The organism is Bradyrhizobium sp. URHC0002, from assembly GCF_054059515.1.
Window position 1 is genome coordinate 6,040,050 of sequence record NZ_JBSSCF010000001.1, and the last position, 20,762, is coordinate 6,060,811.

Below are 20,762 nucleotides of genomic sequence, written 5' to 3' on the forward strand. Positions count from 1 at the left end.
AGCGACGGGGCCGCAAGGAACTTCACGGAGGCCATTGGACACCCGCAGAAGGCACGCGCCTGATGGCCTATCAACTTAAAGGTTGGTCAGCTCTCGTTGCAGATCGGACTGAGCGCAGTAACCGGTACCGGTACCTGACGTGATTCAATCCCGCATCACCGCCCGCGGATCTCCCCCACGCCCACTGTCCGCCCCCCCCCGAGAGCGCCATGCAGCGCATGCCGCTCAAAAATCATCGCTGCGATTCCGAAAACGCGGGCCGTCTAGGCCAAAGAACGGCCCTCGTGCCCAGGAAATTAATACATAGTCGGCTCGCGCTGAGTCAGCCCGACGCCGGCTCCGATCAAAGCGATATAGGCCACCGCAGAGACTGGCGGCAATGTCTACGAGCTTCCGTCTCCAGGTGCTTCTATCGAGGCGGGCGACACGATCGTGATCACCAAGGTGGGCCGCATAGCCCGCTCGGTGCGCGATCTCTGGAACATCCTTCACGAGGTCATCGACGAGAAGGGCGCTCAATCCGTCTCACTCCGAGAAAGCTGGTGCGACACCGCTACCCCAGCCGGCAAGTTGATGATTACCGTCCTGGGCGGTGTTGCCCGAGTTCGAGCGCGAATTGATTCGGGAGCGCTGTGAGGAAGGTATTAAACGCGTGAAACGCAAAGGCACTAAGTTTGGCCGCCGATCTGTCCTCGATCCCAGTCAGCGCAGGCGTATCGCCGAGCGTTACACTGCCGGCGAGACAATGGCCGAGCTGGCGCGCGAATACGGGTGCGGTGAAGCGACGGTTTGGCGGGCGCTGCAATAGACATCGAGCTGAGTTGAAACCGGTAGGCAGTACTTGGTGCGATTCAATCCCGCATCACGCCCCCGGGGACTCCCCACCCCCGCCCTCGCCGCCCCGCGCGCCCTCCCGAGGCATCCTGCGCTTGCGACTGACGTCGCGCAGCCCACTATCCATCGCCGCGATGTGGTCTTCGGGCGGATGCAGGATGTGAGCTGAAGTGCCAGTAATGAGCTGAGCAAATCAATGAAAGCGGCGTAATTCCAAATTGCAACTTAGTATGGGCCGACGTACGCAATGGGGCTTTTGGTCATGGCTGAGAGAAAATTTATCTCTTACCTACGCGTCTCCACTGACAAACAGGGCAAGAAAGCATGTGATGCGGAATCGGGTCGCGGACATGCGGAGAAAGGCGCAAGGCCCGGGCGTGCACGGAACGAGTTCCGCGGAGGTGATGGAATCCCGCTCGCAGGGTGACCTGATGACCTTGCATAATCAGCTCCTCGGTCAAAAATGAACCGGAAACTCCGCGCTCCGTTCCGCCACAGCCGTGGCGGCACGCTTTCGAAGCGCGGCGCGATTTGGGGCAATCCTCATTCTTCCTCCGTCGCAGCCAGTAAAGCGAATTAAACCGCCGACGCTTGAGCTAGGGACCCGGCGCGACTGCTTGCCATGAAGGACTTTCCCGGGCGCCTGAATTGGCGTTCGGCACGTTAGGAACGTCAAGGGGCGGCGCTCGTTCCAGAGCTGCGCCGCCGGAGAGCTTGGTAGGTCCTTGCCTTAAGCTGGGCTAAGCCTTTGGCAGGTACCCGTGAGCATCGTGCTGAGCTTCGGCTGCTGCATTGGTGTCCGAGGACTACGCGCAAGCAGGTGCTCGGCCGGCAGGATCCGACCCGCGAGCGCAGTCCGCTATTCCGGGTTTCGGCCCCGTCTCCTTTAGGCTCAGCGAAGACGCCGGCACCGGAACAAGTCACCAGGAACTAACGTTGAGGAGCGGATTGGCCCGAAGGGCGGGAAGAGCTCGAAATTGATGGGCTAGCGCCAGCTCAAGGAAGGGCAATTCAGCCACGAGCTAGTGAGGCGCCAACACCATGGCCTTGCAGCATGGGCGACGACCAACCTTTTGGCCTTCCTCCAGAACTGATTCTCAACTGAACGCCCTGGCGAATACCTCTTTCGAGATCAGAATGCGCATTGGTGCACCGGCCGCCTACATCCTTCTTTATGCGGCCTTGTACGCCGCCTTTGGCGTTGCGTCGCCGTTCTGGCCTAGATTTTTTGAAACGAGAGCCCTAAGCCCGCAGCAGATCGGCATTGTTCTCGCTGCCGCGATGTTGACACGTCTTCTCGCCGGACCAATGGTTGGGATGGTTGCAGATCGAGCAGCTTCGTTGCGCTTTGCTCTCGCAATTTGTACTGCATTGGCCGCCGCGTCGTCAGTCGCTTTATTGTGGGCGTACTCCTTTGCGTTGCTGCTCTTCATAACTGTGGTCCAGGCCGCTTCTCTTGCTCCCACAACTTCCCTGGCTAATGCCTTGTCGGTCAACGCAGCAAGACCGCAGTCAGCCGGGAAGGAATTTGAGTACGGCTGGATCCGGGGCTCGGCGTCGTTGGCCTTTATATTTGGCACACTCACGGTCGGGCAGCTCATCAGCCGAATGATGTTACGCCTATCATCTGGATGAACTTGGCTTTCCTCGTCGTCGCAACTGCCTCAACTGCATTGTTACCGCCTGTCGTGCCCCGCTCTTTGCCACTCACCGGTGGGTCTTCAGTGATCGGCGAGCTCGGTGATCTCCTTCGGATCCCCCGCTTTCGGATGATGATCCTGGTTACATCCTTCATCTATGGCAGCCATGCGATGCACGACGCGTTCGCCGTCATTTGGTGGAGTGCTGCCGGGATGGATCCTTCAGCCATAAGCATCCTCTGGTCGGAAGCCGTAGCCGCGGAAGTTGTCGTGTTCTTTTTGATAGGCCCAGCTCTACTCAACAGGCTCGGTGCCCGGGGCGCGGCCGTCTTGGCCGCTGCAGCCGGCTTTGTGCGCTGGTCTATCGCCGGCGAGACTACCTCCATTTTGGCGCTTTCAATCATCCAGCCGCTGCACGGCTTAACCTTTGCCCTGCTTCATCTTGCCTCGATGCGCATGATGCAGACGCTTATACCAGCCGGTCTGGCAGGGGCACCGGCCAATCCATTTACGCGTTTGGCTCAGGTTGCTTGACGGCCTTGCTGACCCTGTTATCGGGAATACTCTACGCCAAGTTTGGAGGAAGAGCATTCCTTCGATGGCGGCTCTATGTGCCGTGGCACTCCCGCTTGCGTGGCTTGGTTTCGCTGACGAGCGGGATCGTTCGGTCGACTTTTAATCTTCCTGCGCGCAGCTGTTCTTGCTCGCGCTTGCCAAAATGGCGCCGCGCGCAGTTTGGGAATCACGGATCGTGGCGTTGGCCCAGGTTCTCGTGGAGGTGCTTTAGCTTGCGTTGCTAAAAACCGCAGCATCGACTGATAATGCGATAGATGCTCCGCGTCATCGAGACCAGGCTGTCGCGAAGCAGCCGGCCTCGATAAGCGCTTCTCTTGTGAACCCGCCCGGTGAGTACGCAAAGACAAGCAGTCTCGGCTCCAGCCCTGTTGACTGTTCAAAACTGACTCATGTCGATCCGTCATATTCTTTACACGCAGGAAGGAGAAGGCCATTATCACGGCGCCCAAATTCGTTTAGACTCGCGGCCCCTAAGGGCCACAATAGTCACAGACGGTGTCCGCAGGAACTTCTTGCATGCGCTCTGGGCTCTTCGCATTTTTTCTGGTCATCACTTTCGCCCAGGCTGCCATTGCGCAGGAAGACAAGAAGTCGGATGACGACAAGCCCGCCGATCCGGACACGGGCGAAAGCACGATCGAAGAAAAAACGCTCGGTGTGCTGCCAAATCCTTTTGAAAGATATGGAGTCAAGTTCGCGGCGACGTATATCGGCGAAACGTTAGGCAATGTTTCTGGCGGTTTGAAAAAGGGGGCCGTCTACGAAGGCCGGCTTAACCTCGCGATCGACCTCGATCTGCAAAAGTTGATCGGCGTGGACCAGTTTACGTTTCACGCCAACATCTTCCAGATTCACGGTGGTGGGTTATCGCGTGGCAGCCTTCAGAACCTGTTCGTCGTGAGTGGTATAGAGGCGCTACCCTCGACCCGCCTGTACGAAGCCTATTTCGAGAAGCAGTGGGGCAACAAACGGGTCTCGGTGAAAGTCGGCCAGCTTGCGGCTGACAGCGAGTTCTTCAACACAAAATACACGGATGTGCTCACGAACGCATCGATGGGATGGCCGGCCATTACCTCAACTAACCTGCCAAGCGGCGGCCCCTCTCCGCCTTTAGCGGCTATGGGAAGCCGCGTGCTGATCAATATGACGGAACAGTTATCCGTATTAGGAGGGGTTTTCGACGGTGATCAGGCGGGTCCCGGAGCAGATGATCCCCAGTTACGCAATCGCTACGGGCTGAACTTTCGGATCAACGATCCACCCCTGCTATTGGGTCAACTGCAGTATGCCTGGAATAATAAGAAGGGCGATCCTAACCTCACTGGGCAAATCAAAATTGGAGGGTGGCGGCACTTCGGCGTTTTTGCGGACCAGCGATATGCCTCCAACGGAGTTTCTTTGGCCGCGCCGACCAGCAGCGGCCAACCTCTGAAGCTTTCGGGTGATACAGGGGCATGGGGAGTCTTTGAGCAGCAGATTTATCGAGTGCCGAATAGCGACGACCGCGGTATCGGCCTATTTGGCAGGATTTCGGGAGCACCTGCTGACCGCAACCTGATCGATCTCTACGCTGACGCCGGCATCGAGTTTATCGGCCTGAACGAAAAACGCCCCGAGGATAAATTCGGCATCGCAGCTGGCTACGCACACATTTCGAAGCGGGCTCAACAACTCGATAGTGATTATCGGAATTTCGCAAGCCCCACTTGGCCGCAACGTTCATTTGAAGGATTGCTAACCGCCGTCTACCAGTACCAGATCCGCGAGGGTTGGACAGTGCAGCCGAACTTCCAGTACATCCTCCATCCAGGCGGCGGGGCGACAAATCCGTCGGGAGCTTTTCCGGGCCGACTGCTAAAGAACGCCGCCGTGCTCGGAATTAGAACAACGTTGAAGTTCTAGCTTGGCGGCCACCCTGCCGGAAATTTAGCTTGGGGATGGAACTCGAGAACGACGCCGGATTCCTCTCCACCAAGCTCTACATCGGTCATGAAAGCACGTTGAAGCGAGCACCAGTTCCGCGACCTCTCCATTGCACACTCCCCACCTCAAGTCCCTCGGTTTTCAGAAGGCTGGCAAGGCGCTCCCGCTGGAACTCGTCATCCTCCATCTGTACGGAAAGGCTCATCAGTGAGCCTCTTCTGCGGCCTTTCCGGGGGGGCGAACTGAATATCCCCTTGTCCGGAAACATGGCCCTTCTGCCAAAGACTCGTCAGCGCCCGCCTGGTTGCAACATGTTGCGCGTCGCTCAACCGGTCCGGGCTGACCCGATAAACTTCAGAAGCAATGTTTAGCATGGTCGGCCTTTTGCCCGCAGCCTCGTACTCCTCGATCACCCGCAGGCATCCACGCTGTATCCGACCAAGCCCCTTAGACATGAGTAGGCTCCGTAAATGTTCCTTAAAACGAGGTATAGTTCTTTGGGTACCGTCCGATGGCACCATCCCGGCATTTCCGTGACGATCCCATATGTTTAGGCCTCCAGAGCGCACAGACGCGCGAGCCATCAGCTTTGAACTGTTGCACCTGGCGGGATTAATCGATGTTGGACGGCGCTTGTAGACGCCCGCTGCCGTAGCCTTAGCGATGCCTTCAGGCTGCCTCTCTTTGCGGAGGTTGACCACCACCTCCCCCTGGATGCTGGCTTGACCGGAAATGTCCAGTGCGACCGCAATCGTCGAGAACCGCTTCGGCAACGCCACCGCCGCGTTCCGGACCCTCGGCGATCCGTTGTCTGACACCATATCGCCGCAAGGGCGTTTAAATTCAACGCTGCTGGCCGCGATCTAGGAATTTGAGCGAGAGTTGATAAAGGAACGCACGGGAGACGGCCGCAAGCGCGCCATGGTGAGGGGCGTGAAGTTCGGCCGCAAGCCGAAGCTGTTGGACTACCAGCGCAAGGAAGCGCTTAAGCGCCGCGCGGCCGGCGAGACCTTGGCCGAGATCGCGAAGTACTACGCCGTTGACGTCGGCATGATATCGCGGTTGCGCTGCTCAGCTCTAGAAGCGCATTAACACGCGAGCGGGCGCGCCACAGTGTGGTATCGAAGCCGCCGCTGCCGAGCGCGCCGATTGAGTCGGCCGCAGAACTTTGAGCGCGGCCCCGATAGGATCTAGTCCGGCGATCTCGGTGTCGGTCATCGTTTGACCTCCTGCCGCAAAACAAAGATTTTCCAGTGCCGACGGCGATGCAGGACATCAACCCGGCCTTTGGCAACCAGGGCACGAAGCGCCCGCCGCACCGAGACCAACTGCGCGACCGTGACATGCCGGCGGTGTCCCGGCCTGACGATGAGCCGATGACCGTATGCGCAACCAGCTACGTCGTGCGCGGTCAGCCGGTCGCGGCGGGAAAGGATCTCGAGAACGCAGCGGCGGAGGGCAAGTGGCCGTCCCGCGAAACCAGTTCGGGCCTTATATAGCGCTACCACGGCCCTCTCCTCTGACTACAAAACTACGATTCTTGGCGGCCCAAATATGCTTTTTATGCGCAAGGTCGGCCCTCGCGTGCCGCATCCCTCCATACCGGTCCCTATGAAATTTTCTCGCGGAATGCCCCACCCTGCCCCTGCCGTGCCACGTGGTGCGCTGGCTGAGCAGGGAGTCGAGAAAGACCTGCCTGCGATCGATGGCGCATGGGCGGCGATTGCAGAAGGCCGCTTCCCGTCGATCTGGTGAGCGGTGGCGCGGCTCTGCTTGCTGCGCGGTGAGTGAGCCGCTGGAGCGGCGCAGGCCAACAGTGCATCAAGGGGGCAGTTACTGGCGTAGGTCCTTGGGGGCGTACCCTGTCTAGGCCACGGTGTCATCGTCGTTCCTGTTCAAGGCCGGCATAGCCGGTTGATGGCATCAAACATGTCGGTGTCTTGGTCCTGTTCCCATGCTGCGCGATGGGCGGACAGACCGGGCTCCAGCATCAGCACGACAAACGCGGCAGCGAGTTGCGGGTGTAATTCGGGGTGCTCGCCGATCAGCTCGCTCAGTTCGTCGGCGGCCACCTTGAGTCGACCGCCTTGGGCAGCCATGACTTGCATGGCTTGGTTGAGGGCGCTGATTAGATTCATGCTGACGTCTCCTGGACGTTCACTGAAGAACTCAAAACCTTGGTTTTCCTGCCCACTTTCCGGCTGCGGCGGACTATGCCCGGGTCAGCGTTCTCGGCATCGCGGATGATGCGGGCTTCGTGGATTTCTTTGCGGGAAAGGCCGATGTCGGCGGCGGTTGGCGGGCGCTCCCTGTCAGAACGCCTGTGGTCGCCGTCGCGAGCGGTGGCAACCTCGCCCCGCGCCTGCGCTGCGTCGTACTCGTCGGCGATTCGGCGCTTGGCCTGCGCTTCGATCTTCGAGGCGTCGGCCTGTGCGCGGTAGGCGGGCTTCTCGGCGAGGTCAGAGTTCGCCTTGCTGGTGACCCCCAGGTTATTATGCTTCGGAATCTCCTGCTGGTTCTCGCCGTGGCGAGCGACCTGACCAGCAACTGTCGCAAGCGAATTCGTTTTTTCCCACACAGTAGCTCTCGGTAAGCGATGGCCACGGTCACCCGCCCTCTCCCTCAAACTGCTCTTCCAGAACGGCATGCAGAACAGCAACTGCTTGCTCCGCAGCGAGACAGGCACTGAGGCAGCCGGAGGTGTAGGAGCTTTGGCTGAACTGGTACGCGAGGCGGGCTTCGGCGACAGCGCGCTTGAGGGCGGCCGTGGCGACGACGAGGCTGCGGGGGAGCGGCGTCATGCGCTCCCCCTTACAGGGAAGATATAAGATAGCAGTTCCACCAGGTGTAACTTGGAGAGGAGGCTTGTATTCGTTGGCGTTTCGCCTTTTTCCAAGTTGCGGTTTTGTAACCAAGTAGTTCCAAAACCGTCACTGGAAACTGCACGAAAAGGAACTGGGGATTTTCTCTTCATGCCGCCCTCCGTCGGTCTGCCTTGCCTGCTCGCGCCACTCGCTCTGCGGCCTTCCGAGCCCTCTCCTGCTTCAGGGCATCCATTGCATTTGCGACGCGGATCTCTGCTTCCTCGTCGGTCTTGATGGCGAGCCATTCGTTGGTGGGAGTGAGACCGTCCGGCGTCCCGAGCCACGTCAGTCGATACACCGATGGTGCTTTTCGCGAGCCGTAAGAGCGCACGCCGCGCGTCGGATCGAGAATCCCGAGCGCCCTCGCCTCGAGAACGGCGCCCAAGATGTTGCCGCGACGCACGCCTCGCGCCACGAGCGAGTCATAGGGACACTTCAGGTCGCCGTTTGCGAATCCACCATGGTCCGCATGTTCGATCATCAAGGCGTCAATCAATCTTCGGCACTGGTCAGACATCGCGCGCCACGCGGGACTACACAACAAGTCGCGGGGTAGAGGGACGCAAAAACCGACGTTCTGAGGCAGCCCCAGCGCTCTACGCAAGCGCTTCCCGGCTATGGCGTTCGTAGACCGGCCTCCTGGCCCGACTTTGTGAAACACCGTCATGCGGCACCGCCCATTAAGAGCCGCTGTAGCGAGACCCTGATCGCAGCCTCCATACAGTGGAGCTCGCGAGCAATCAGGGTTTCGTCGATGCCCTTGCGCCGCATAGCGGTCGCCTGCACTTCCAACTGATAGCCGATGTGGCGTTCGCCGGCATCCTGGTTAAGCTCGGATGCTCGGCGCGCTTGGCGCTCTATGAACACCCATCTGCGCGACAGTGGAAAAGGGAGGATATTACTCATACTCAGCGTCTCCATTCTTCAAATGGCGTTTTCACGCGCTCCGGCATCGTCGGGGCTAGTGGGGTAGCGGCGCCCTCAGCAATTGCGCTGAAACGGCTGGAAACCCCCACTTTGTCGCGGCGGAATTGGAAGCGAGCGAGAGTGGCGCGCTGCTTGTCGGAGGGGCGTACTGATTTTCTCAACCCCAGCAGGCGCCGAAGAGTCTCGGCTAGCGACTCCGACGGGAGGTCGTGCAGGAGCACAATTCCTTCTAGGTCACCATCCTGGACAACGGTCAGACTCAGAGCGGACTTCGCGGCTTCCCACCGGCGCATGGTCTTGCACGCCAGGTAGACGTACATGGCGGTGCCGTCGGTCGAGATATGCCCGCGACGGCCGACGATGTTCCAGTCGCCGCATCCGTCTCGCCTCAAGCGGGTCTTCGACACGCTGAGTGGGGTGACCAATCTAAGCAGCAGGTCGCGGTCGGCTTTGTGGGGTGCGCGGGGCGGACGCATCACGCAGCCCCGCCCTTGGCGGCCTGCTTGCCTTCCGCAACTTCGCCGACAACTGGAAGGGCCTTAAGAAATGCGATGTAGTTTTCATGCGTGATGATCGTGCGCCGGCCAGCCTTTTGCGCAATCAGCTTCCGCTCTTTGATGGCGTTGAAGAGCGAGCTTCGCCTGAGCGGACCAGCCTTAGCTAGTTCTTCGATTCCGTACGCGGGCTTGATTTCCATCGTGCGCTCTCCGTTCGTCGTTGTGCTTCAACGTGTACGAACGGCCGTGCGCGGTCTACTTGCGAATCTGGAATTGAACCCGGTGCATTTACGACTTCGATTCCGGAAATAGTTGCGTCCGGATTCTATCGCTCAGCCACTCATTCCGCTCGAGATGCGACGGCAAGAGCGGGTATTTGAGGTCTGAAAGGGTTGCAGCCATGAGCGCAGTCATGTCGGAGAGATCCTCCGTTGAAGGCGTCGCCCCTACGATTCCGCGCCACTCAAGAGCAAACCGCTCGATGAAGTAATACGTGAAAAAGATTATTCGGCTGCTACGCTTCTCTGACTTCGGAATGTGAGTCGCCCTGGTAAACTCCTCGATCAACGACACGGTCCTGGCGCAGCTAGTCTTTATCGCTTCGATATTCCCTTCCGTTTTGCCGATTTGCTCGTCCAGATCTGCTGGCGACGGAACCGTCCGTCCGCCGTTGAGATCGCGCCGACTGGTGACACTGAAGGCGCTCGCCGTTTCGTAGTCTTGAATGCGGCGATTGAGCTCGACTATCCCCTGAAGGGCAGAAAAAAACTTTTGCGTCGCTGCTTCATCGCGCGGACGACCGATCGTCTTCTGAAACTTTTGGCCAAGCGCACTATGAGCAGACCGATAGAGCGCTCGTCGGACCGCATAGTGGTCTTCAGGAAGACTCCGCGCTTTCTGGATGCGGCTAATATGCTTGTCCATCTTATACTTGCCGATTTTGGCACGCCTATCGAAGACTTCGAGTGCGCGCCGAACGCCGTCCAAGTCGTCGTCTTCCTTCGGCTTTGGAGGCTTTTTCGACATGTGATCTATTCTGCATTTGTAGATGAAGGAGCAGGCTTTCTTCGCAGCTTTCTTACGTTGCTCTGGGTGTTTTCCGCGCCAAAGCGTGGCGCATGCGCACGCACCGCCTGTGCGACATACGACGGCGCCAAGTGGCCGTAGTGCTTTTCGACCATACGTGTGGTCGAGTGACCGAGATTCTTCGCTACAACGATCAGCGGCATGCCGTTCATGACGGCGTGACTGGCCCAGGTATGGCGCAGTCCGTGGAAGTTAATCGGTGGGGAAATCTTTGCCCGGTTGTTCGCTTCGCGCATCGGTTCAGCCTGATGATCAGAGAGCCATCTTGCACCGTCACCCTTCAGGAACATGGGCTCAGAACCTCCTCGGCCGGCCGTGAGTTGGTCGAAGAACTCTATCCCGTCATCACTCAGCACGATGTGCCGCGGTTTGCCTCCCTTTGGGTCTGGCACTGTGAGGGTACCGGCATCGGGATTGAAATCCGCAACCAGAAAATCGCACAGCTCCCCATAGCGCGCACCGCTCTCAAGCGCGCCGCGTACGAGCTTTCGAAAGTCCTCGCCGGCCACATTGAGGAAGCGCGTGGTTTCATCGAGCGAAAGATAGCGAACGCGCGCCGAATCGGCGTTCTTGAAGGGTTCAACGCGCCGCCAAGCGCGATCATTGGCGACGTGACCGTCGCGCCATGACCGATTTAGCGCTCCCTTCAGGATTGTGAGAATTCGATTTGCCGTCGACTTGCGCCGACGCTCGCGGTCGGGATCTTCCTCGTTGTCCCGGAATTTTTGCTCAGAGCCTTTGGCCGTCCGTACGCGCGCTTGCGCCTTCGCTAGATTGGCGTGCCACTTCCGCACCTGGATTGCCGTAAGCTCATCGAGCTTGATCTTGCCCAGCACCGGCAAAATGAAAGCATCAGCGGCGTACCGTGCCTCCCTTCCCGACTTCCGATTGCTCTGCAGGAACTCAACGTAAGCCTCGATTGAGGAGGCGACAGTCCGCTGAACATCGGTTGTTGCACCGGCATGGGCACGGCGGACCATTTGTTCTCGCGCCTTTGATTGGGCCTGCCAGAAACTGAGGACGGCGATGCCGTCGGGGTCCGAGAAATCGTCTGCGGTACCGAATGTCTCGGTCGCATAGTCGCTCTTGCCGCCGAGGTGGTGGCGCACAACCCACTTCCCCGGGCCGCTGAGGGGCTTGCGGTAGCCGATGTGCAGGCCAGGCTCCAATTGCCGCCAGTACGGCTTCCCTCGCGCTCTTAGACGGCTGCGCGCCGTCCTTGTGTCCAGCGATGCGTCTCTGACCGAACGAGCCATATCGACCTTGCCACCGTTGCGAACGCCGTTAATGTCCAGCAAATGTCCAGCAAACGGCAACACCTCCGACTGGACGACGGCGGACTATACCGCACTAAGTACCTGGTGTCATTAAACAATGATTGGACATCAATGGACGGCGACGAACCCAATTACCACCCTTTCACGGTGGAGAGAGCGGTTCGATTCCGCTAGGGAGCGCCACCCACCCCGCTAAGCTGGCGATCGGTCCTGGGTGGCCGTGGGCGTAGCGCTCGGCGACCGTCTTGGCGACGTCGAGGGCACCGACCGAATACGCCAGATGAAAAGCTTCACTGGTCATCGCCACCACGATGCAGGACGCACACGCGCCCTCGCGCAGCCGTGCTTCGGCCCAGATGTGAAGTTGATCGCTAAGGCACTGGACGTCGTGCGGGTCTGGCATGGCTCTCCCCATGAATTGGGTTTTTCGCAACCCAATTAGAAGGGGTTTTTCGCACCCCATCAATCCGCCTCGACATTCGTCATGGCGCGGGACTGTGCTACGCTTTTTGGATGACAAACCCCATGATCATCCTGCTTGCGCTGCTCGTGCTCGTGACGATGACCGCCGGAGCGTCGGCACAGCAGCAGCGCACCTACTTCGACGCACGAGGCAATTTTTCGACGCACGAGGCAATTTGATCGGCCGGTCAGCGGCCGACAGCAGCGGCACGACGACGAACTACGATGCGCGAGGCAAGGTCATCAGCCGGGAGTCCACCAGCGGCAACACGACGACGATCTATGACGGCAGCGGGCGCAACGTCGGCAGGGTCACGACGAATCGATAGAGCTGTAACTCGTCGCGCTCTGCACTGAAGGGCTGATCGCACAAACGGCGGTGCTGGTTGGCACCGCCGCTTTTCACCGCCGGTCGTTAATCTGGCTGAGAGTTACTTTGCTGCTTGTTGTGGCGGCGGTGGTGGCTTGGGGAACGCGGTGAGCATGCGGATTTTCCAATTTCCGCCCTCACGAACATAAACTGAAGTCCAGCGGCCAGCATTTTCAATAGCTGCACCACTCTGGTTTTTCCCAGTTAATCGGTATTCGCCCACAGCGAGAGCCGTGTCTGCTCCCAGCGGCCACGCCTGATCGACTGTTGCCTCGTTTTGATCAAATCCGGCCTTGAATGTGCCTTCATAGAGCTTGGTGATGTCCGTTTGTAGTCCTGCTGTATTGACGAGCACGCCGCCACTTCCGTAAAGCGCAGCGATACCGGCAGCATCCTTCTTATTGAAGCTTTCTGTGTATGCTGAAGCGACTTTGGTTAACTCCTGCTTCAAGTTTTGATCTGCGTCAGCGGCCGCCGCAGGCAATGAGAGCGCCAGAAAGAAACCCAATATGTAAGATAGTCGCATATTGTATCCTCCCTTAAAAAGCCGAAAACAAACTACCCGTCCGTAGTTGGATGGGAGAGCTACGTTATGCCAACCGCGCGACCAAGAGTCCCCTTTGGGAGCCCGTAGAAATACGGCGTTCAAAACGTACCCATTGTACTGGTAGCTTGTTACAGACGGCGACTGCCCTCAGGCCCAATTCAGAAAGTAAGACGTAGCGGTCCTCTATGTTCGAAGCGATGCTGACATTTCGACGGCGCAAGTGGGAATGGCGGGTATGTGACCGTACAGGCAAGACTATTTTGCGAGGTTGGGAAAGCACCCGCGCCGAAGCCAAATACCAAGCCGAGCGCGGCGTCTTTCTTCTCTTGATGGGGACACGCCCGAAATCGTGCCCCTTCGCACATGCCGCCCAGTCTCGGCAGGATAGTAATGCGGGCAAATGCCCCCGGACAGCAGACGCTGCTTATGCTTGCGACACCTTGGCGTGTCTGAGTGTGTAGAAAATCAAGCAGCGGCCGGGTTTTGGGCAGGCGACAGTGACAACCCACCCGCAGAAAATCACCTTCGGCGAAATGCGCGCATCCGGCGTCCGCGATGTGCTGATCTATTGCCGCGATCACCGCTGCAGCCATCACGTCGAAACCAACGCTGACGGCTGGGCCGATGATGTCCGGCTCTCCGACATCGAGCCAAACTTCACCTGTACGCGCTGCGGCAAGAAGGGCGCGGACGTGCGGCCTAAGTTCTCGCATACCCGCATGGGGACTGGTTAGCGCGCGAGCAGCAAAAGAGGGCGAACATCACGCCGGTCAACAGCGTCGAAAGCAGAAGGGAGATTGCGCCCAGCTTAAGCCACTCAACCATAGCCGCACTCGCTGCTCTGTACCGGCGACCATACTTCACCTGATGCAACCTTAGGGCAAGATGCTCTGCGATTGCTCGTTAGTGAAATGCAATATGCAGTATGCCACTTCAAGCGTCAGTCAGTTCACACTCTGGGCCGATGTGCTGTGCTAGTCTCATCTACGAGGGGCCGGAATGCTTGCGGAGGATCAAGCTATGCAGACCGGAAGCGTCGGTGAACACGAAGAGTCGGAATTCCGTGATGGCGTTGCACATTTTCGTCGCGTTCCCCCTGCGCAAGAAAGAACTTCGATGCCCCGGGATCTCATCCGGGATCCCCCGGAATGGGTGCAAGCCCTTGTTGGCAAGTCTGCCTCGGTCCCGGAGTTTCTGGCGGTTCTGGGCGCTCGGGCGCGAGCCGCCCAGACCGTGGAACAGCGTAAAGAACTCCTCACGGTACTCGAGCAGTTCGCGCTGTGGGGAGAAGGTCGGGACGCCGTTGACCTCGTTCTCGGCCCAGACTTCGCCTACAAGCTGACACTCGACTACCAACCAGGTGTCGTCGCGCCCGCCGGGTTAATGGATCCGGCCATCATTGTTTCCGCCGATCCTCCACTAAGTCTGACCGCCTGGCTCAATCCGTGGCAAGACGAACTCGTCTGGCCCGAGAGGATTTTGAAGAACCTCTGGATCAATCGTAGGGTATCCAAAGTGTGGCTTAACAATTGGCGTCCATTCGTCGAGCTGTTCCTGTTCGACGGCCCCGACCTGCAAGGCCGGATGGTGCGCTTCGCCCGGGTATGGACTCCGAACGCCGATTTGCCGATCGAACTCGACGACCAGTCGTTGCGAGGTCAGGCACGCAGCCTGCTCGGCGGCGAGTTCAACACGCCCGGCCGTCGCTTCAGCGCATCTGCGCAGTTCACTCAAGCAGCAGAGCAGTGCTTTGCAAGCGCGATGGCAGGTGCTTCTTGGGGCACGGCGACCTTGACGCGCGCCCCCCAATTCTCATGGGACGGCTATGACGATTGGCTCAAACATCCGACTTCTAGTAAGAGAGCACGATTGCGCGTTCGATGGGATTTCCAAATCGACGACGTCGATTACGGGACCACGATGGGATGGGTCACGGCTGAGTACGTGGACACTATGGGCCTTTCGATACATATGCCAAATCCTTGGGGTGGCGGCGACGAATGGTCTGTGACACCCCCTCCGCGCTGGGCAGTGCATCTGAAACACTCTCTCTGGTATCAGTTTAAATACCAACTCGAGGGCCTTCTTAGCGATCTTGCCGGTTCACCCACGCATGCGATGCTCGTCTTGCCCGGCAATTCGACGGCAATTCCACAAACACCTCAGCATGACCTCAGAGAAATCGGGCAGACCACCGACGACGCGACAATCGTGTTCTTTCCTTAGGGCATGAACTTGTAAACGACGGCACGGAAGGATCGATTGCCGGGGCGCATCGCCTTAGTTGCCTCAGCCCTTGCGCGCCATTCCCGACAGCCCTTCGCCGATGGACTTGACGACATTGCTGAACGCGTTTTGAAGCATGGTACCGCCACAAACGGTGTCGAGTTCCGTATCATCCAATGACTTTGGAGCGATCTGCGACTTTGGCTCTACGATCGTTTTCTTCGGCATGGTCAACCTCTCGGTGATGGTGGTCTCCGAGACGATCGTGGCTATTGTCTTCGCAACAGTCTGTGATGCTGCGCACACCTAGAATTCCCTCCAGTTCGGTCGACGTTGGCGAATCTCAATTCGGTTTAAATCTTTTGTTCGATCAGCATTTTGCCGATTGTGGGTACTTAACTGAAATGCACGGTGCCGATGGGTGAAGTAAACCGTGATCGCCACTCCCACGATTTGATCTTATCGCTTCAGCCTGCGCTTGTCATTTGTGATGCGGCTGATCTCTCGCGTTAGTCACTCGCTGGAAACGCCCGAAGCTTCGATTAGTGCGGTTAAGCGCCGTCAGTCACCGCAAGCCATTGACGAAAAACGAATCTGGCAGTCCGCTAGGGAGCGCCAACAGTCTCAATGGCTTAACTCCCTTACCGGCTGCGCTGTCCAACAAATGGACAATAAGCGCGCACGAACGAGGGGCGACAAATGGATACAGCCTGCATCGTGATCGCTAGTTGCGCCGCGCTCTACATCGCAGTTCGGCTGACGCTGCGATCCTACTTTTCGCCGGATACCTGAGCCCGTACGCGGCCCGACGCGCGACACTTCCGGGCGACATGCGCCGGGCCGTTACTGCCGCTCAAATTCGCGGCTGGATTGACCGGCGCGGCTGACGAGGAGAACACTGGCGCCTGCAGCTCCGATATATCTGGCTGTCGCTATAGCGAGACGCTCTGTCCATAAAAACGACCGTGCCGCAACGAGCGAAGCTGCGATAACCGCAAATTCGATGACTATCTTTGCTGCGATACCGTGCCCCAAACTCCTCATGAGCGGCTCGCCCAAAAGCCAGATTACGGGACCGTGTATCAGGTAGAGCGGAAAGCAGATAACTCCTAGCCAACTGGACAATCTGCTTTCAAGAAAGGCGCGCGTGGCTGGGATTGATATGCTGCCGAGAATGAGAAGCGTTGCAGCAGACCCCCACGCGGCCACGCTATAGGGCACGAAAATGGGGATGGCAAAACCGGAGCAGAATAGGGCGACGCCGAGAGGATTCGGGATCAAGCTGAACCAGCCACGAAGATGGCAATCTGCCAAAGCGCATCCGACCGGGAAAAGAGCGAGCATTTTGTAGTCGTCGTCTGGCGCCACCTTGAGAATTATCACCGCCATCACCAAAAAGGAGCCGAACCGCCATCTCGTATGCCGGAAGGCCAGAGCCGACAATAGCGCAATGAATGAGCCCGCCAGTTCGTAGCGCATTGTCCACAATGGCCCGATGTAACTATCGCGGTAGTCGAAAAACACGCCGTAGAGTGAGAAGCGAGCAAGATGTTCCCAAGTTGGGGTAAAGGTTAGAAATTCTTGGAATCTCGGCAGTCGCTCGGATGGAGGCGCAATCGCTCCAAGTTTCATCGCGATATGAACGGCCAGGCACGCAAAGAATATTGGAATGGCTAACCGGAAGTAGCGCCCGAAAGTTGTTCGCAGCCACGAGCGCAGATCACCGCGCGCCAGATAATCGATGGAAAGCGAAAAGCCGGATACGAGAAAGAAGATAAAAACGCCAACTCCGCCATTAAACGGCATGAACAATTTAAGCTGGCTTCCAAGTGCTGCGTCGAACGGGATCCCATCGCAGAAGACGTGATAAAGCAGCACAGAAACTGCCGCCCATCCTCTCAGACCATCCAGGAATTTCAGACGTTGCACGATTGCGACCCCACCCCAGGGTCTTAACCGCTCAACCTTATCCCGTAAAGCCAGCAGAGGGCGCTGTAGGCCCGCCAGCGTGAACCGGCGGGCCTATGCGTCTAATTCAGGACGGGGTAAGATCCAGCGGTGGCCATCCTCCGCCGACAGAACTATACATACCGGCAAAGTCGCGAACGTCACGAATTCCAGAAGCCCACCCTTAGAACCGGCCGGCGCTCGCCCCGGCGTGATCCCCAGGCCCGCGCCGAACATACGGAATGAATAATCGCGACCGCGATAGGTCAGCACGTCGCTCACGAACTTGAGACTAACGTGGCCGGAAGCCCGTGCGAATGAGGGCGTCGTCGCCATCAGGGAGATCGCGTTCGAGCGCGGCACTGCTCTTCGGCTATCAGTGCTTTGAGACATCCTGGCTCGCCCTCTCCGAAGCCCAAATTGCGACAAGACTCAATGGTCTGCGGCCGTTGTGTGAGAACCTGGCTTGCTCCCAAACCGCGCCTTGATCCGTTCACGAAAACCCTGGAACAAAACGTACAGCGGAGGAATGACGAAGACGCCGATGAGCGACGCCGCCAGCATGCCGCCGAAGACGGGGGTGGCTACGTTGCGAAACGCGAGCTTGGAGGCGCCGGACGCGATGACGAGAGGAACGAGTCCCAGGATGAAGGCGAAAGACGTCATCATGACCGGTCGGAACCGCAACCGCGCGCCTTCGACGGCGGCGTCATGCAGCGGGTGACCCTGCTCGCGCCGCGCCTTGGCGAACTCGACGATCAGAATGCCGTTCTTCGCCGCCAGGCCGATCAGAACGATCATTCCGATCTGTGCGTACAGATCCAGCGTCAGGCCCGCGAGTACGATGGAAAGATAGGCACCCGCCACGCCGACCGAGACCGACAGCAAGACCGGCACCGGTATGGTCCAGCTCTCGTACAGCCCGACCAGGAAGAGGTACGCAAACAGCAACGCGAACGCGAGGATGATCGGGGTCTGCCCTTCCGCCCGCTTTTCCTGGAACGAGATGTCGGTCCACGATCCCCGATATCCTGAAGGCAAGGTCTTTGCCGCCACCGCGTCCATTGCAGCGAGCGCCTGGCCCGAGGAGATGCCGGGCGCCGGCCCGCCCAGAACGGTCGCGGCGCGCGTATTGTTGTAGCGGATCAGTCCTTGCGGCCCGAGTTCGATGCGGACCTCAACGAGGCTGCGCAGCGGCACCATCTGTCCGTCCTTGCTGCGCACATTGATGCGGTAGATATCCTCGACCGAAGAGCGGTCCTCGCTCTCGGCCTGCACCTGGACTTGCCAGGTGCGGCCGAACAGATTGATGTCGTTGACATAGAACCCGCCAAGCGAGGTCTGCAGCGCCTGAAATATCGAGTTGATCTCGATGCCGAGGATACGCGCCTTGTCGCGGTCGATGTCCAGGAATACGGACGGGTTGGTCGCCGAGAAGGTCGTGAACACCCGCGAGAGCTGTGGGTCCTGGTTCGCCGCGACCACCAGCCCGCGCAGCACCTGGGCCATGTCGGCGGGTTCGCCGCCGCGCAGGTCCTGCAGCACGTAGCTGAAACCGCCGCCGGTGCCGAGGCCGATGATCGGCGGCGGCGCCAATGGCACGGCACTGCCGCCCTTCACGCCGCGCAGCGCGCCGGCGAGCCGCGCGATGATGGCGTCGGATGTCTGGCTGCCTTCGACGCGCTCCTCGAAATTCTTGAGCGTGACGACCAGGAAGCCGGAGTTCGGCTGGGAGTAGTTGTCGACGAAGTTCAATCCGATAATCGAGCTCACGTCGGCGATCGCACGCTCCTTCTTGAGGATGTCCTCGGCCTGTTGCACCACGTCGGAGGTGCGCCCGATCGAGGCACCGTCGGGCAATTGAACGACGACAAAGAATGCGCCCTGATCGTCGGACGGGAGGAAGCCGGTCGGAGTTGCCCTCGCAAGCAGCCCGATGCTGGCCAGCGCCGCCACAACGACGACCATCCCGATGATCGCAAGCCGGACCAGCCGCGCAACCGCCAAACCGTAGCCGTCGCGGACCTTGTCGATTCCCCGGCTCAGCATTCCCATCAAGCCGCGCTTCGGCCCATGATGTGGCTTCAGCAGGATCGCGCAGAGAGCCGGCGAAAGCGTTAGCGCGTTGATGGCGGACAGGAACATCGAAACCGCCACCGTGACCGCGAACTGCCGGAACAATTCGCCGGAAATGCCCGAGATGAAGGCGACCGGCACGAACACCGCGAGCAGCACCAGGGTGATCGCGATGATCGGCGCAAAGATGCCTTGCATCGCGAGTTTGGTCGCCTCTCCGGGCGACAGTTCGGGATGCGCCTCCATCGTCTGTTCGACGGCTTCGACCACGACGATGGCGTCGTCGACCACGATGCCGATCGCCAGAATCATGGCGAGAAGCGATACCGTGTTGGCGGAATATCCAATGGCGTTTAGCACGACGAAGGTGCCGATCAGGCTGACGGGAACGGCGATCATCGGGATCAGGGTGGCGCGGATGTTGCCTAAGAAAATGAAGACCACCAGCAGCACCAGGAGGGCGGCCTCGAGAAGGGTATGCTTCACCTTCTCGATCGTGGCCCTGACGAAGACCGTCGGATCGTAGGTGATCTTCCAGGCGACGCCTTCCGGAAACGACTTGGCATTGTCCGCCATCAGCTTGTTGAGCGCGTCGACGCTCCTCAGCGCATTCGCGCCGGGGGCTTGGTAGATTCCGATCAGCGTGGCCGCGGCGCCGTTCAGGCGCGTCGACCGGTCCAGATTGGCGGCGCCGAGTTGCAGGCGGGCGATATCGCCGAGACGCAGGACCGATCCGTCGGGATTGCTCCGGATGATGATCTTCTCGAACTCCTCGGTCGAGGAGAGCCTTCCCTTGGTCTGGATGTTGAGCTGGAGCTGCTGGTCGTCGGAAACCGGGCGCGCACCGATCCGCCCGACGGCCGCCTGCACGTTCTGCGTTTGGATGGCCGAGATCACGTCGCCGGTGGTCAGCCCCAGTCCGGTCAATTGATCGGTCTTGAGCCAGATCCGCATCGAATAGTCCTGCGGTCCGAACAATTGGGCGTCGCCGACACCCGACGTGCTCCGGATCTGGTCAAGCAGATTGATGGTAACGTAGTTGGACAGGAACAGCTCGTCGTAAGCCTGCGTCGGCGAATACACCGCGATAACGGCGAGAAGCGCGGACGACTTCTTCTTCACCGTGACGCCCGACCGCTTGACTTCCTCCGGCATCTTGGCGAGTGCGATCTGGACGCGGTTGTTGACGTTGACCGTGTTGATGTCGGGATCGGTGCCGAGCTCGAACGAGGCCAACAATGAGTAGCTGCCGTCGTTGCCTGAGATGCTCTTCATGTAGATCATCTTGTCGACGCCGACGACCTGGGATTCGATCACCTGGGCGACCGTGGAATCGACGACCAGCGAGGATGCGCCCGGATAGACGGCGGTCACCGAGACCTGCGGCGGAACGATGTTCGGAAGCTGCGCGATCGGAATCACAAGCAGCGACACAAGCCCGGCGATGGCGGTAACGACCGCAATGACAACAGCCAGACGCGGACGCTCGACGAAGATGGACGACAACATG

General features: G+C 59.1%; 25 protein-coding genes and 1 pseudogene. 11 read left to right on the plus strand and 15 right to left on the minus strand.

Annotated elements, in window-relative coordinates:
- Positions 1 to 432 precede the first annotated feature (432 nt).
- Together ACVWVY_RS29525 and ACVWVY_RS29530 are read left to right on the plus strand one after the other, a co-directional pair.
- Positions 433 to 636 carry a recombinase family protein gene (locus ACVWVY_RS29525; RefSeq protein WP_456629671.1) on the plus strand — a complete coding sequence of 68 codons (204 nt, stop codon included), beginning with the start codon at positions 433 to 435 and terminating at the stop codon, positions 634 to 636.
- Positions 637 to 745: 109 nt separating this feature from the next.
- Entirely contained in the window at positions 746 to 808 is a 63-nt protein-coding gene (locus ACVWVY_RS29530; protein WP_456632337.1) for a hypothetical protein, read from the plus strand.
- 346 nt (positions 809 to 1,154) lie between these two features.
- Here ACVWVY_RS29530 and ACVWVY_RS29535 read toward each other — a convergent pair.
- Positions 1,155 to 1,374, minus strand: a pseudogene (locus tag ACVWVY_RS29535) (glycosyltransferase family 4 protein); the annotation flags it as partial.
- Positions 1,375 to 1,971: 597 nt separating this feature from the next.
- Between ACVWVY_RS29535 and ACVWVY_RS29540 the strand changes: the two are divergent.
- The 6 genes from ACVWVY_RS29540 (at position 1,972) to ACVWVY_RS29565 (ending at position 6,472) form a co-directional block, all read left to right on the plus strand.
- Positions 1,972 to 2,469 (plus strand): MFS transporter, encoded by a 498-nt coding sequence (locus ACVWVY_RS29540; protein WP_456629672.1) that lies wholly within the window; start codon positions 1,972 to 1,974, stop codon positions 2,467 to 2,469.
- A gap of 89 nt (positions 2,470 to 2,558) precedes the next feature.
- Positions 2,559 to 3,008, plus strand: a complete 450-nt coding sequence (locus ACVWVY_RS29545) for an MFS transporter (protein ID WP_456629673.1) — start codon at positions 2,559 to 2,561, stop codon at positions 3,006 to 3,008.
- Positions 3,009 to 3,566: 558 nt separating this feature from the next.
- Complete coding sequence (locus ACVWVY_RS29550) at positions 3,567 to 4,952, plus strand: carbohydrate porin (protein WP_456629674.1); 1,386 nt, start codon at positions 3,567 to 3,569, stop codon at positions 4,950 to 4,952.
- 753 nt (positions 4,953 to 5,705) lie between these two features.
- Positions 5,706 to 5,840 (plus strand): hypothetical protein, encoded by a 135-nt coding sequence (locus ACVWVY_RS29555; protein WP_456629675.1) that lies wholly within the window; start codon positions 5,706 to 5,708, stop codon positions 5,838 to 5,840.
- A gap of 15 nt (positions 5,841 to 5,855) precedes the next feature.
- Positions 5,856 to 6,065 (plus strand): hypothetical protein, encoded by a 210-nt coding sequence (locus ACVWVY_RS29560; protein ID WP_456629676.1) that lies wholly within the window; start codon positions 5,856 to 5,858, stop codon positions 6,063 to 6,065.
- A gap of 161 nt (positions 6,066 to 6,226) precedes the next feature.
- The gene (locus ACVWVY_RS29565; RefSeq protein WP_456629677.1) at positions 6,227 to 6,472 is read left to right on the plus strand and encodes a hypothetical protein; all 246 of its coding nucleotides are present in this window, start codon (positions 6,227 to 6,229) and stop codon (positions 6,470 to 6,472) included.
- Between the two features lie 396 nt (positions 6,473 to 6,868).
- On the opposite strand, the gene ACVWVY_RS29570 is transcribed toward ACVWVY_RS29565, so the two are convergent.
- The 10 genes from ACVWVY_RS29570 to ACVWVY_RS29615 form a co-directional block, all read right to left on the minus strand.
- Positions 6,869 to 7,111: a hypothetical protein gene (locus ACVWVY_RS29570; protein WP_456629678.1), complete on the minus strand. Its 243-nt coding sequence runs from the start codon at positions 7,109 to 7,111 to the stop codon at positions 6,869 to 6,871.
- Positions 7,108 to 7,551: a hypothetical protein gene (locus tag ACVWVY_RS29575; RefSeq protein ID WP_456629679.1), complete on the minus strand. Its 444-nt coding sequence runs from the start codon at positions 7,549 to 7,551 to the stop codon at positions 7,108 to 7,110. The genes ACVWVY_RS29570 and ACVWVY_RS29575 overlap by 4 nt, the downstream gene beginning before the upstream one ends.
- A gap of 28 nt (positions 7,552 to 7,579) precedes the next feature.
- Entirely contained in the window at positions 7,580 to 7,774 is a 195-nt protein-coding gene (locus ACVWVY_RS29580) for a hypothetical protein (RefSeq protein WP_456629680.1), read from the minus strand.
- A gap of 169 nt (positions 7,775 to 7,943) precedes the next feature.
- On the minus strand, positions 7,944 to 8,318 hold the full coding sequence (locus ACVWVY_RS29585) for a hypothetical protein (RefSeq protein ID WP_456629681.1): 375 nt from the start codon (positions 8,316 to 8,318) through the stop codon (positions 7,944 to 7,946).
- 182 nt (positions 8,319 to 8,500) lie between these two features.
- Complete coding sequence (locus ACVWVY_RS29590) at positions 8,501 to 8,743, minus strand: DUF6074 family protein (RefSeq protein WP_456629682.1); 243 nt, start codon at positions 8,741 to 8,743, stop codon at positions 8,501 to 8,503.
- A 2-nt stretch (positions 8,744 to 8,745) separates the two neighbouring features.
- On the minus strand, positions 8,746 to 9,240 hold the full coding sequence (locus ACVWVY_RS29595) for a hypothetical protein (RefSeq protein ID WP_456629683.1): 495 nt from the start codon (positions 9,238 to 9,240) through the stop codon (positions 8,746 to 8,748).
- A complete protein-coding gene (locus ACVWVY_RS29600) occupies positions 9,240 to 9,461 on the minus strand; it encodes a hypothetical protein (protein ID WP_456629684.1) in 222 nt (73 codons plus the stop codon). The genes ACVWVY_RS29595 and ACVWVY_RS29600 overlap by 1 nt, the downstream gene beginning before the upstream one ends.
- A gap of 88 nt (positions 9,462 to 9,549) precedes the next feature.
- Positions 9,550 to 10,287, minus strand: coding sequence for a hypothetical protein (locus ACVWVY_RS29605; protein ID WP_456629685.1), 738 nt, complete (start codon positions 10,285 to 10,287; stop codon positions 9,550 to 9,552).
- 5 nt (positions 10,288 to 10,292) lie between these two features.
- Entirely contained in the window at positions 10,293 to 11,456 is a 1,164-nt protein-coding gene (locus ACVWVY_RS29610) for a tyrosine-type recombinase/integrase (protein ID WP_456629686.1), read from the minus strand.
- A 310-nt stretch (positions 11,457 to 11,766) separates the two neighbouring features.
- Positions 11,767 to 12,027 carry a hypothetical protein gene (locus ACVWVY_RS29615; RefSeq protein WP_456629687.1) on the minus strand — a complete coding sequence of 87 codons (261 nt, stop codon included), beginning with the start codon at positions 12,025 to 12,027 and terminating at the stop codon, positions 11,767 to 11,769.
- Positions 12,028 to 12,262: 235 nt separating this feature from the next.
- On the opposite strand from ACVWVY_RS29615, the gene ACVWVY_RS29620 reads away from it, so the two are divergent.
- Positions 12,263 to 12,415 carry a hypothetical protein gene (locus ACVWVY_RS29620; protein WP_456629688.1) on the plus strand — a complete coding sequence of 51 codons (153 nt, stop codon included), beginning with the start codon at positions 12,263 to 12,265 and terminating at the stop codon, positions 12,413 to 12,415.
- A gap of 102 nt (positions 12,416 to 12,517) precedes the next feature.
- Here the strand turns inward: ACVWVY_RS29620 and ACVWVY_RS29625 are convergent, their stop codons facing one another.
- Positions 12,518 to 12,982 (minus strand): YybH family protein, encoded by a 465-nt coding sequence (locus ACVWVY_RS29625; protein ID WP_456629689.1) that lies wholly within the window; start codon positions 12,980 to 12,982, stop codon positions 12,518 to 12,520.
- A gap of 518 nt (positions 12,983 to 13,500) precedes the next feature.
- Here ACVWVY_RS29625 and ACVWVY_RS29630 point away from each other — a divergent pair.
- The gene (locus ACVWVY_RS29630) at positions 13,501 to 13,737 is read left to right on the plus strand and encodes a hypothetical protein (protein WP_456629690.1); all 237 of its coding nucleotides are present in this window, start codon (positions 13,501 to 13,503) and stop codon (positions 13,735 to 13,737) included.
- A gap of 286 nt (positions 13,738 to 14,023) precedes the next feature.
- A complete protein-coding gene (locus ACVWVY_RS29635) occupies positions 14,024 to 15,229 on the plus strand; it encodes a hypothetical protein (RefSeq protein ID WP_456629691.1) in 1,206 nt (401 codons plus the stop codon).
- A 63-nt stretch (positions 15,230 to 15,292) separates the two neighbouring features.
- Here ACVWVY_RS29635 and ACVWVY_RS29640 read toward each other — a convergent pair whose 3' ends face one another.
- The 3 genes from ACVWVY_RS29640 to ACVWVY_RS29650 form a co-directional block, all read right to left on the minus strand.
- Positions 15,293 to 15,457: a hypothetical protein gene (locus ACVWVY_RS29640; protein WP_456629692.1), complete on the minus strand. Its 165-nt coding sequence runs from the start codon at positions 15,455 to 15,457 to the stop codon at positions 15,293 to 15,295.
- A gap of 615 nt (positions 15,458 to 16,072) precedes the next feature.
- A complete protein-coding gene (locus ACVWVY_RS29645) occupies positions 16,073 to 17,158 on the minus strand; it encodes an acyltransferase family protein (RefSeq protein ID WP_456629693.1) in 1,086 nt (361 codons plus the stop codon).
- Between the two features lie 450 nt (positions 17,159 to 17,608).
- Positions 17,609 to 20,761 (minus strand): efflux RND transporter permease subunit, encoded by a 3,153-nt coding sequence (locus tag ACVWVY_RS29650; protein WP_456629694.1) that lies wholly within the window; start codon positions 20,759 to 20,761, stop codon positions 17,609 to 17,611.
- Position 20,762: the final 1 nt, after the last annotated feature.